This is a genomic window from Martinezella sp. CNPSo 3795, from assembly GCF_057784475.1.
In genome coordinates, this window is sequence record NZ_JBXSOQ010000003.1 from 186,858 (window position 1) to 198,953 (window position 12,096).

Annotated in this window: 10 protein-coding genes; 9 read left to right on the forward strand and 1 reads right to left on the reverse strand. The window is 59.4% G+C overall.

The genetic code is table 11. The features are described from left to right. Positions 1 to 99: 99 nt before the first annotated feature. The 6 genes from choW to ade all read left to right on the forward strand — a co-directional run bounded on the left by choW (position 100) and on the right by ade (position 6,688). Positions 100 to 957 carry a choline ABC transporter permease subunit gene (choW, locus tag AC13QY_RS10545; protein ID WP_069612714.1) on the forward strand — a complete coding sequence of 286 codons (858 nt, stop codon included), beginning with the start codon at positions 100 to 102 and terminating at the stop codon, positions 955 to 957. Beyond that, positions 954 to 2,003, forward strand: coding sequence for a choline ABC transporter ATP-binding protein (choV, locus tag AC13QY_RS10550; protein ID WP_488493432.1), 1,050 nt, complete (start codon positions 954 to 956; stop codon positions 2,001 to 2,003). The genes choW and choV overlap by 4 nt, the downstream gene beginning before the upstream one ends. Before the next feature lie 36 nt (positions 2,004 to 2,039). Then, complete coding sequence (locus AC13QY_RS10555; RefSeq protein ID WP_145316470.1) at positions 2,040 to 2,531, forward strand: HugZ family pyridoxamine 5'-phosphate oxidase; 492 nt, start codon at positions 2,040 to 2,042, stop codon at positions 2,529 to 2,531. A 367-nt stretch (positions 2,532 to 2,898) separates the two neighbouring features. Further along, a complete protein-coding gene (locus tag AC13QY_RS10560) occupies positions 2,899 to 3,216 on the forward strand; it encodes an ArsR/SmtB family transcription factor (protein WP_015340680.1) in 318 nt (105 codons plus the stop codon). A gap of 354 nt (positions 3,217 to 3,570) precedes the next feature. Next, a complete protein-coding gene (gene aptA, locus AC13QY_RS10565) occupies positions 3,571 to 4,899 on the forward strand; it encodes an omega-aminotransferase AptA (protein ID WP_488493433.1) in 1,329 nt (442 codons plus the stop codon). Positions 4,900 to 4,990: 91 nt separating this feature from the next. Beyond that, positions 4,991 to 6,688 carry an adenine deaminase gene (ade, locus tag AC13QY_RS10570; protein ID WP_488493434.1) on the forward strand — a complete coding sequence of 566 codons (1,698 nt, stop codon included), beginning with the start codon at positions 4,991 to 4,993 and terminating at the stop codon, positions 6,686 to 6,688. Here the strand turns inward: ade and bglA are convergent, their stop codons facing one another. Next, positions 6,689 to 8,335 carry a beta-galactosidase BglA gene (bglA, locus tag AC13QY_RS10575; RefSeq protein ID WP_152096197.1) on the reverse strand — a complete coding sequence of 549 codons (1,647 nt, stop codon included), beginning with the start codon at positions 8,333 to 8,335 and terminating at the stop codon, positions 6,689 to 6,691. Positions 8,336 to 8,626: 291 nt separating this feature from the next. On the opposite strand from bglA, the gene AC13QY_RS10580 reads away from it, so the two are divergent. From AC13QY_RS10580 to AC13QY_RS10590, 3 genes are read left to right on the forward strand one after another with little or no spacing between them, the layout of a single operon-like run. Next, positions 8,627 to 10,207, forward strand: coding sequence for a peptide ABC transporter substrate-binding protein (locus AC13QY_RS10580; protein WP_152096196.1), 1,581 nt, complete (start codon positions 8,627 to 8,629; stop codon positions 10,205 to 10,207). Between the two features lie 51 nt (positions 10,208 to 10,258). Further along, complete coding sequence (locus AC13QY_RS10585) at positions 10,259 to 11,182, forward strand: ABC transporter permease subunit (protein WP_113332189.1); 924 nt, start codon at positions 10,259 to 10,261, stop codon at positions 11,180 to 11,182. After that, complete coding sequence (locus tag AC13QY_RS10590; protein WP_069612725.1) at positions 11,179 to 12,096, forward strand: ABC transporter permease subunit; 918 nt, start codon at positions 11,179 to 11,181, stop codon at positions 12,094 to 12,096. The genes AC13QY_RS10585 and AC13QY_RS10590 overlap by 4 nt, the downstream gene beginning before the upstream one ends.

The following is a 12,096-nucleotide window of genomic DNA, read 5'->3' on the forward strand; positions in this document are numbered from 1 at the left end:
CCGCCATTCCCGGACAATGGTCCACTTGGCGTGACAGACCGTATTCTTCGGCGGCACCTCCGGCTTCATACGTAACAATCGGAAACGCCGCCCCCAATCATGGGCAAAGACGTGAACTGGTTAACCGATTACCGCATCCCCATCGGGCCATGGGCCAAAGCCGTCGTCGACTGGCTGACGAGCAATGTCACATGGTTCTTCGACGGCCTTTCCTTCGTTGTCGCGCATGGAATCAACGGACTGCTGTTCGTCTTGCAGGCACCGCATCCGCTGATCGTCGTCGTTGTCTTCACGGCAATCGCCTACTGGATGCGCCGGAGCGTCACGATCACGGTCCTCACCCTGATTGGCCTGCTGATCACCATCAACCAGGGTTACTGGAAAGAGACGACCGAGACGCTGGCGCTGGTGCTGGCTTCCACCTTCGTCTGTATGCTGGTCGGCGTCCCCCTCGGTATCGCGGCTGCCCGACGTCCCTGGCTCTACGCCATCATGCGGCCGATCCTCGATCTGATGCAGACCATCCCGACCTTCGTGTATCTGGTGCCGGCAATGATCCTGCTCGGCCTCGGCATGGTCCCCGGTCTGGTCGCCACCGTCGTCTTTGCTCTTCCCGCACCGATCCGCATGACGCGCCTTGGCATCATTTCCACTCCCCCTTCGCTGGTGGAAGCGGCCGAATCCTTCGGCGCGACGCCACGCCAGGTTCTGCGCAAGGTCGAGCTTCCCTTTGCCACGCCGCAGATCATGGCCGGCCTGACACAGACCATCATGCTGTCGCTCTCGATGGTCTCGATCGCTGCCCTTGTCGGCGCCCCCGGTCTCGGCGTGCCGGTTCTGCGCGCGCTGAATAGCGTCAACGTCGCCAAGAGCTTCGATTCCGGCGCCTGCATCGTCATCCTGGCGATCATTCTCGACCGTATGTTCCGCGCGCCCGGCGAAGGAGACCGCTCATGACCGTCGCCGTTGATTTCAAAAATGTCAGCATCATCTTCGGCGATCGTCCCGATGCCGCGCTGAAACTTGTCGATGAAGGCAAGTCGCGCGACGACATCGGCAAGTCGACGGGCATGGTGCTCGGAGTCGCCAATGCCTCGCTGCAAATCGAAGAGGGTGAAATCCTCGTGCTGATGGGCCTGTCCGGCTCCGGCAAATCGACGCTGCTGCGCGCCGTCAACGGCCTGGCGCCGGTAGTGCGCGGCGAGGTCTCCGTCAACACCAAGAACGGCGCCGTCAGCCCCTACTCCTGCAGCCCAAAAGCCCTGCGCGACCTGCGCATGCACACCGTCTCCATGGTCTTCCAGCAGTTCGCGCTTCTGCCCTGGCGAACGGTGGCCGACAATGTCGGCTTCGGGCTTGAGCTTGCCGGCGTTCCGGACACCGAACGCAAGAAGCGCGTCGACGAACAGCTCCAGCTCGTCAACCTGACGCAATGGGCCAATCGCAAGGTCAACGAACTGTCCGGCGGCATGCAGCAGCGCGTCGGTCTCGCCCGTGCCTTTGCAACCGGCGCGCCGATCCTGCTGATGGACGAGCCGTTCTCGGCGCTGGACCCGCTGATCCGCACCCGCCTGCAGGACGAGCTTCTGGAGTTCCAGCGCCGCCTGAAGCGGACGATCCTCTTCGTCAGCCACGATCTGGACGAGGCATTCCGCATCGGCAACCGCATCGCCATCATGGAAAGCGGCCATATCATCCAGTGCGGAACGCCACAGGAGATCGTCAAGAACCCAGCCGATCAATATGTGGCCGACTTCGTGCAGCACATGAATCCGATCAGCATGCTGACGGCACGGGACGTCATGCAACAGGGCGTCGGACATTCGGCCAATGCCGGTTCCGTCACCGCCACGGCAACCGCCGCGACACCGCTCATCGATATCCTTGACGCCCTGACGCGCCAGCCAGGCAATATTGGCGTTGTTGACAATGGCACGATTATTGGAACGATCTCGGCGCAAGACGTTGTGTCGGGTCTCACCAGCCACCGGCGAAAGGAGTAGTCGTTCGCGACTGCTCCTCAATTCATGGAGCCGTTAATGAATGACAAACCATCGGTGATCAGGGAAACGGATGAGGATGCGCGCAGTCAGGCGCGCGACCTCATGCACAAAGCCGCACATGCAGCCTTGGCCGTCATCGACCCCGAAACCGGCTTTCCCTTCGTCAGCCGCGTCCTGATCGCCATGGATGCCGATGGCGCTCCGGTCATCCTGGTTTCCGGCCTTTCCTCACATACCAAGGCTCTGATGAGGGACAGCCGCGCTTCGGCGCTCTTTGGCGAGCCCGGCAAGGGCGACCCTCTCGCTCATCCCCGCTTGACCTTGCGCTGCAGCGCGGAGCGCATCGATCGGCAAAGCCAAGCGCACGATCGCATCCGAGCGCTTTTTCTCGATCGCCACCCGAAATCCAAGCTCTATATCGACTTTCCGGATTTCTGCTTCTTCCGCCTCGTTCCGCTCGATGCCAGCCTGAACGGCGGCTTTGGAAGGGCTTACATCTTGTCCTCAAAAGACCTGATGATGCTTTAAACCGAAAACAAAATCCGGCGGCAATAAAATCATACAATAGTGCGAGAATTAGTAGGTGGACAGCCTGACGTAGAAGCAGCCAATATTCTCAGGTTGCAAATCCGCAGTGACCAAAATTGGCATGTTTGCGGCTCCGAAACGATAAGAATCGACCTATTTTGGTCTAATTTAGCCCCTGGATGGGACGCTGGAGACCTCAGCATTATCGCCGAGGCATCATACGTACATACCTAAAACAGCATACTCGATACCTTAAATTTAGGTATATACAATCTTCGACCCCTCTTGGTATTGTTAGATATCGGTTAGGACCGGCTTGGAAATAGCACAGTTTCTGATGTACGCTCCGCATTGGGAAGATTAACAGATGAAGACAAGAGATTTGGCCGAACATTCTAATGTTGCGGCAGCATTATTATCAGCAATGGCGAACCCAAAGCGTCTTTTGATCCTTTGCAGTCTCGTTAAGGGTGAAGTTCCTGTTGGCGTTCTTGCCAATCAGGTTGGACTGAGCCAATCAGCACTTTCTCAGCATCTTTCGAAGCTTCGCGCTCAGAAGCTGGTCAAGACGCGTCGCGATGCTCAAACGATTTACTACTCCAGCACATCAGAATCCGTGATCCGTGTTCTTGAAACGCTGGAAGACATTTATTGCGAGCCGGAAAAAAGTAGATCGGCTGCTTAAGAGCTTGCAATAGCTCAAGGCCTGTCGACAGACGATCTCCGGGGAACACTTTAGACCCTGAAAGATCGACTTGCTTTCATCACCAGGTGTTTTACTGCTTTAACTGGCAAATCTTCAGATTTGCCAGTTTTTTCATGTCTGGACGAGCTCGCATCACGCCTGCAGACAACTCCGCGCCCGGCACCGCCGACCTGCCGCGATCCAATTCCTGCCGTACACCAGCCTCCTTTCCCGACCCCATCTTTGCCTTGACGCAAATAGGCCGGCTGATAATTTGACCAAGCAGTAAATATAATCGCGCGGCGCGGCGCCGCGGTCGGGTAACAGGCCCCCGAATGGCCATTGGAGAACAGCATGTCGGACCGTTTGAATGCCACCCCCAACGATTTGCGCGCCTTCTGGATGCCGTTTACGGCCAACCGCCAATTCAAGAAGGAACCGCGCCTCTTCGTCAGCGCCAAGGATATGTACTACACCACCCATGACGGTCGGCAGGTACTGGACGGAACTGCGGGTCTGTGGTGCGTGAACGCGGGACACTGCCGCCCCAAGATCACCGAGGCGATCCGCCAGCAGGCAGGCGAGCTCGACTATGCCCCGGCCTTCCAGCTCGGCCACCCCAAGGCTTTCGAGCTGGCGAACAGGCTGGTCGATATTGCACCCGAGGGTATGGACCACGTTCTTTATACCAATTCCGGTTCGGAATCGGTCGAAACCGCGCTCAAGGTCGCGCTTGCCTATCATCGCGTGAAGGGCAATGGCTCGCGCTTCCGTCTCATCGGCCGCGAGCGTGGCTATCACGGCGTCAATTTCGGCGGCATCTCCGTCGGCGGCATCGTCACCAACCGCAAGATGTTCGGCACGCTGCTGACCGGCGTCGATCATATGCCGCACACGCATATTCCCGGTAAGAACGCCTTCACGCGCGGCGAGCCAGAGCATGGCGGCGATATCGCCACCGAGCTTGAGCGCATCGTCACGCTGCACGACGCCTCGACAATCGCTGCTGTCATTGTCGAGCCGATTGCCGGCTCCACCGGCGTGCTCATCCCGCCGAAGGGCTATCTGCAGAAGCTGCGCGACATCTGCACCAAGCACGGCATCCTGCTGATCTTCGACGAGGTCATCACCGGCTTCGGCCGCCTTGGTGCGCCCTTTGCCGCCCAATATTACGATGTGAAGCCGGATATCATCACGACCGCCAAAGGCCTGACCAACGGCGTCATTCCAATGGGTGCAGTCTTCGTCACCTCGGAGATCCATGACGCCTTCATGCAGGGACCCGAGCATATGATCGAGTTCTTCCACGGCTATACCTATTCCGGCAATCCGATCGCCTCTGCCGCGGCGTTGGCAACGCTCGACACCTATAAGGAAGAAGGCCTCCTCACGCGCGCAGCAGAACTTTCAGACTACTGGGCCGATGCCGTGCATTCCCTGAAGGACTGCCCGAACGTCATCGATATCAGAAACACCGGCCTGATCGGCGCCATCGAGCTCGATCCGATCGCCGGCGAGCCCACCAAGCGCGCCTTCACCGCTTTCCTCAAGGCCTATGAAAAGGGCCTCCTCATCCGCACCACCGGCGACATCATCGCGCTATCGCCGCCGCTGATCATCGAAAAGCATCACATCGACGAGCTGTTCGGCAAGCTCCGCGAGATCTTGCAGAATAATATCTAAGGCATAATCTCAAACAATCTCCGCCCCTCACGCCTCCTCTTGTATGAGCAAGAGAGCCGGCATGAGGGGCGATCCATATGCGAGGGACGAAATGACCACCAAACTCGAACGCTATATCGACCAGGGCGTCGGCCGGGAACCCGCCGATATCGTGTTGAAGAACGGCCGGTTCTTCGATCTGGTGACGGGCGAGCTGGTCGCTTCGGATATCGCCATCTGCGGCGATCGCATCGTCGGCACCTGCGGCGAGTATCAGGGGCGCGAAGAGATCGATATCGCCGGCCGCGTCGTTGTACCGGGCTTCATCGACACGCATCTTCACATCGAATCCTCGCTGGTAACCCCGCTCGAATTCGATCGCTGCGTGCTGCCCTATGGCGTGACCACCGCCATCTGCGATCCGCATGAAATCGCCAACGTGCTCGGCACCGAAGGCATACGTTACTTCCTCGACTGTTCGCTGGAAACCATCATGGATATCCGCGTCCAGCTCTCGTCCTGCGTGCCAGCAACGCATCTGGAAACCTCGGGCGCCGATCTGCCGATCGAAAAACTCTTGCCCTTCCGCAATCACCCGCAGGTGATTGGCCTTGCCGAATTCATGAATTTCCCCGGCGTGGTCCACAAGGACCCCGTCTGCATGGCGAAACTCGAAGCCTTCCAGGGCGGCCATATCGATGGCCATGCGCCGCTTTTGCGCGGCAATGACCTCAACGGGTATCTCGCGGCTGGTATTCGCACGGAGCATGAATCGACAACCGCCGAAGAGGCGCTGGAGAAGATCCGCAAGGGCATGCATGTGCTGGTGCGTGAGGGCTCCGTCTCCAAGGATCTGCACGCGCTGATGCCTATTATTACCGAGCGCCTGTCGCCTCATCTGGCGCTCTGCACCGATGACCGCAACCCGCTCGACATCGCCGAACAGGGCCATCTCGATTACATGATCCGCACGGCGATCGCCCATGGCGTCGAGCCACTGGCGATCTACCGCGCCGCCTCAATCTCGGCAGCCCGTGCCTTCGGTCTGCGTGATCGCGGTCTCGTGGCACCCGGATGGCGCGCCGATCTCGTCGTCGTCGACAGCCTGGAAAGCTGCAAGGCCGAGATCGTCTTCTCCGCAGGCCGCCGTGTCACCGCTGAACTCTTCGCGACCCGCGGTTCGGTAGAGCCGGTCGGCCTCGACAGCGTCAAGGCCCGCCCGATCAACGCAGCCGATTTTGGCGTGCCGGTGACGGAGGGCGAAAGCTCCGTCATTGGCGTGACGCCTGGCAAGATCATCACCCAACATCGCCGCTATCGCCTGCCGACCAAGGGCAACCAGACCGATATCGACCTCGGCAACGATATCATCAAGGTCGCCGTCATCGAGCGGCACGGCAAGAACGGCAACCACGCCAACGGCTTCGTCCAAGGTTTTGGCTTGAAGAAAGGCGCGATCGCCTCGACCGTCGGCCATGACAGCCACAATATCTGCGTCGTCGGCGTCAACGAGGATGACATGGCGCTCGCCGCCAATCGCTTGAGCGACATCAACGGCGGCTTTGTCGTCGTCGAGGACGGCGTCGTGACCGGTGAAATCGCCCTGCCGGTCGCCGGCCTGATGAGCCTCAAGCCTTATGAAAGCGTGCGCGATACGCTGCACCATCTGCGCCAGGCGGCCTATGCCCTTGGCGCGACGCTGCAAGAGCCCTTCCTGCAGCTCGCCTTCCTGCCCCTGCCCGTGATCCCTCATCTGAAGATATCGGATCGGGGCCTTGTCGATGTCGACAAGTTCATGCTGATCGGGTGATCAGGCGAGCTTGCCGCAATAAACATCCAGAGCAGCAAGCGTTAGCGCTGCTCCGGCATCTGCCGTGTCAAACCCCGGCATGGCGATCGTCTTGCCAAGTTTGATGTCCTCCGGCAAGGCAACCTTCACAGGCTTGCGGGAGAGATTGAAGACAAAGAGCAGCGTCTCGTCACCCTTGGAGCGGGTGAAGGCGAGAACGTCCTCTTTTGTATCGAGGAAGGTCATGTCGCCATCGCGCAAAGCGGCATGTTCCGCACGGAAAGCCATTGTCCGCTGGTAGTGATGCAGCACGGAATCCGCATCCGCCTCTTGCTTGTCGACGGCGAGCGCCGCATGCTGGTAGGGAACCGGCAGCCAGGACTTGTCGGCCGTGGTAAAGCCGGCATGGGCACGGCTCGCTTCCCAGGGCATCGGCGTGCGGCAGCCGTCGCGGCCCTTGAAGGCCGGCCAGAAGCGAATGCCGTAGGGATCGCGCAGATCCTCGAAGGCAAGCTCTGCCTCCGGCAGACCGAGTTCTTCGCCCTGGTAGAGGCAGATCGAGCCACGCAGGGTTGATAACAGCGAAATCGCGAGCTTCGCCACGCGCGGCTGTTCCTCCTCCGTCTCGGCAAAGCGGCTGACATGGCGCTGAACGTCATGGTTGGAAAAGGCCCAGCAGACCCAGCCATCAACGACATTGTCCTGGAAATCGCTGACGCAGCGCCGGAAATGCGCCGGCGTGAAATCGGGACCCAAAAGATCGAACGTGTAGCACATGTGCAGCTTGTCGCCGCCGCTGGTATAGGCCGCAACCGTCTCCAGCGAGCGCACGCCGTCACCCACTTCGCCGACGGTCGTGCGGTTTTCGTATTGATCGAGCAATGCCCGCAACCGCTTCAGGAAGCCGATATTCTCCGGCTGCGTCTTGTCGTAGAGATGGTTCTGCATCCCGTAGGGGTTGGTTTCGGGCGCGTCGAGCCCGCCGGTCGCGACGAGCGCCGGCGGATTGTCGCGAAGCTTCTTGTCGCAGAAATAGTAGTTGACCGTGTCCAGGCGGAAACCATCGACGCCGCGATCGAGCCAGAATTTGACGGCCGCCAATACCGCATCCTGAACGTCCGGATTGTGGAAGTTCAGATCCGGCTGCGATGTCAAGAAGTTGTGCTGGTAATATTGCCGGCGCACGCCATCCCATTCCCAGCCAGGGCCGCCGAAGATCGACAGCCAGTTGTTCGGCGCCGTCCCATCCGGCTTCGGATCGGCCCAGGCATACCAATCCGCCTTGGGATTGTCGCGGCTTGTACGGCTTTCGACAAACCAGGGATGCCGGTCGGAAGTGTGCGAGATGACCTGGTCGATGATGACCTTGAGGCCGAGTTCATGTGCTGCCCCCATCATCTCATCGAAATCGGCAAGCGTGCCGAAGATCGGATCGACATCGCAGTAATCGGCGACGTCATAGCCCATATCGGCCATCGGCGAGGTGAAGAACGGCGCCAGCCAGATCGCGTCGACCCCGAGTGCGGCAATGTGAGGCAGGCGCCGGGTGATCCCCTTGATGTCGCCGAGCCCGTTGGCATCCGTGTCCTGAAACGACCGCGGATAGACCTGATAGATCACAGCCCCGCGCCACCAGTCGGCTCCCGCCGCTTTATTCGTCGATTTCATCAAACCGCCTCGATATCGCACAAGGCCTGCCAGTTTGCACACTCGGGCGCAGGCGGCAAGCCGCAAATCGGTCATCCGAAAAGCTCAACCACCGGCGGATAAATTCGCAGTATCAATTTTAGCGAATTACCAATATGAAAGTTCACACGCTAAGCATGCCCGACTTTTTTTAACTTGAAAGCGACGTCGCTTTCGATAACTTCGCGCATTGACCTGCACGTACAGGTCACCTGCGGATCAAAAACACCCTTGTAAAACAAGGACAAGAACTCCAGAAAGGTGGGAAAACATATGGCGCACATCACCAGAAAATTTATCGCTGCGGCTTTCGTCAGCACGATATTGAGCGTTTCCGCGCATGCCGCGACCCTCAATATCCACAACGGCGGCGACCCGACTTCGCTCGATCCGCAAAAAATTTCCGGCGATTGGGAAAACCGTATCGACGGCGATATCTTCGAAGGGCTGGTGACCGAAGATCCCAAGGACAACCCGATACCCGGCCAGGCTGCAAGCTGGACCATTTCGCCCGACCAGAAGGTCTATACCTTCAAGCTTCGCGACGGCATCAAGTGGTCCGATGGCCAACCGGTGACGGCTCAGGACTTCGTCTTTGCTTTCCAGCGCCTGATGGACCCGAAGACCGCCGCGCAATACGCCTATCTGCAGTACACGATCCTGAACGCGGAAAAGATCAACAAGGGCGAGATCAAGGATCTGACCCAGCTCGGCGTCAAGGCGATCGATGACAAGACTCTCGAAATCACGCTTGAAAACCCGACACCTTACTTCCTCAACGCTCTGATGCACTACACGGCCTATCCGCTGCCGAAGCATGTCGTTGAAGCCAAGGGCGACCAGTGGGTCAAGATCGGCAACATCGTCACCAACGGTCCCTACAAGCCAGTGGAGTGGGTGCCTGGCTCGCACGTCACCGCGGTCAAGAACGATCAATATTATGGCGCCAACGATATCAAAATTGACAAGGTCAACTTCTACACGCTGGAAGATCAGGCCGCTGCTCTGAAGCGCTATCGCGCCGGCGAATTTGATATTCTAACGGAATTCCCGGCCGATCAATATGACTGGATCCAGAAGAACCTGCCCGGCCAGGCACATGTGGTGCCCTTCCTTGGCACCTACTACTACGTCCTGAACGCCACCAAGCCGCCATTTAACGACAAGCGCGTTCGCCAGGCCCTCTCCATGGCCGTGAATCGCGAAGTCATCGGCCCGAAGATCCTAGGCACCGGCGAATTGCCGATGTATTCCTGGGTGCCGCCGGGCACGGCCAATTACGGCGAGCCGGCCTATGTCAGCTGGAAGGACGAGCCTTACAAGCAGAAGGTCGAAGAGGCCAAGAAGCTGCTGAAGGACGCCGGCTTCGGCCCTGACCACCCGCTGAAGGCACAGCTGCGCTACAACACCAACGACAACCACAAGCGCATTGCCGTTGCGATCGCGGCCATGTGGAAGCCGCTTGGCGTCGATATCGAGCTCTACAACACCGAAACCAAGGTGCATTACGATGAAATGCAGCGCGGTGAGGTGCAGATCGGCCGCGCCGGCTGGCTCGCCGACTATAACGACCCGATCAACTTCCTGAACCTGCTCTCCACCGGCGTCGACATGAACTACGGCCGCTGGAGCAACAAGGACTACGATGCTCTGATCAAGCAGGGCAATGAAGAAACCGATCTCAAGAAGCGCGCCGAGATCTACAAGAAGGCCGAGCAGCTCGCCCTCGACGACAGCGCCGCGATCCCGATCTACTACTACGTTTCCAGAAGCATCGTCGCCCCGAAGGTGCAGGGTTACGTTGACAACATCCAGGACATCCACCGCACGCGCTGGCTGTCGATCAAAGAATAATTGGGAACAGGCTCCCTCCCGGACACGATCGGGAGGGAGCCGTCTAAGACCATGTTTGGCTACGCTCTCCGTCGTTTGCTGTCGACAATCCCGGTTCTGTGGATTGCCGTGACAGTGTGTTTTTTCATTCTGCGCCTCGCTCCCGGCGGCCCCTTCGATGGCGAAAGGCCATTGCCGCCGGAAGTCAAAGCCAACCTCGCGGCTCACTACAACCTCGACAAGCCCCTGGTTGAGCAATACCTGATCTATGTCGGCGACGTCATGAAGGGCGACCTAGGCCCCTCCTTCGCCAATCAGGACTTCACCGTCACCCAGCAGATCATGTCCGGCTTCCCCTACACGCTGACCATTGGTGGCGCCGCTTTCGTGCTTGCAACTGTCGTCGGCATCTTCATAGGCTGTCTCGGGGCGCTTTATCAAAACCGCGCGGCCGATTACTGGCTGGGCGGCGGTCTCCTCATCGGCCTGGTCATGCCGAGCTTCCTCATCGCGCCGATCCTGCAGCTCATCTTCGGCAACACGCTCGGCTGGCTGCCGGTCGGTGGCTGGGGTGACGGCTCCGTCAAATTCCTCATCCTGCCCATCATCGTCCTGACGCTGCCGCACGCGGCACGCATCTCACGCCTGATGCGCGGCTCGATGATCGAGGTGATGGGCCAGAACTTCATCCGGACCGCCAAGGCCAAAGGCATCGGTCCGCGACTGACGATCATGCGCCACGCGCTGAAGCCGGCCATGATGCCTGTCGTTTCCTATCTTGGACCGGCGGCAAGCTATCTGCTCACCGGCTCGCTGGTCGTCGAAAGCATTTTCGGCCTCCCCGGCGTCGGCCGCTACTTCGTCGGCGCGGCGCTGAACCGCGATTACGGCATGGTCCTCGGCACGGTCATTTTCTACATGGTCCTGATCGTGGTCCTCAACCTGCTGGTCGACATCGCCTATGCCTGGCTCGACCCGAAAGTGAGAATGCGATGATCCTCAATTCCGCCAAAAGAGAATTGCTGGAAGCGGAATTGCTTTCGGCAGAAGGGCTCGCACCCAAGGGGCGTTCCCTCACAGGCGACGCGATGCGTCGTCTCCTGCGCAACAAGGCGGCGGCACTTTCGCTGGTCATACTGGCCGTGCTGGTTCTGGTCGCCATATTCGGCCCGTATTTCCTGCCCTTCAACTATGAGGATCCGGACTGGACGTCGTTCCGCGGCGCTCCAGACTTCGCCGCCGGCCACTATTTCGGTACCGACGGCAATGGCCGCGACCTGCTGGCGCGCACGCTCTACGGCACCCGCGTCTCGCTGACGGTCGCACTTGTTGCGACCCTCGTCTCGGTCGTCATCGGCGTGCTCTATGGCGCCGTTGCCGGTTATTTCGGCGGTCGCGTCGATGCGATCATGATGCGCTTCGTCGATATCATGTACGCCCTGCCCTACGTCCTCTTCGTCATCCTGCTGATGGTGATCTTCGGCCGTAACGTCTACCTGCTGTTTGCGGCGATCGGTGCGCTGGAATGGCTCACCATGGCGCGTATCGTGCGTGGCCAGACCTTGTCGATCAAGCAGCGGGAATTCATCGAGGCCGCCCGCGCCTCGGGGCAGCGATCGTTCAAGATCATCCTGAAACATATCGTGCCGAACCTCGTCGGCCCGGTCGTCATCTACGCGACGCTGACCATCCCGGAAATCATCGCGACGGAGAGCTTCCTCTCCTATCTGGGCTTCGGTGTCCAGGAGCCGCTGACGTCTCTCGGCACGCTGATAGCCGAAGGCTCGGCGGGCATGGAGACGACGCCCTGGCTGCTGTTCTTCCCTGCCGGTTTCCTGGTCGCGCTGCTGATGAGCCTGCTCTTCATCGGCGACGGTCTGCGCGACGCATTCGATCCGAAGGATCGCTGA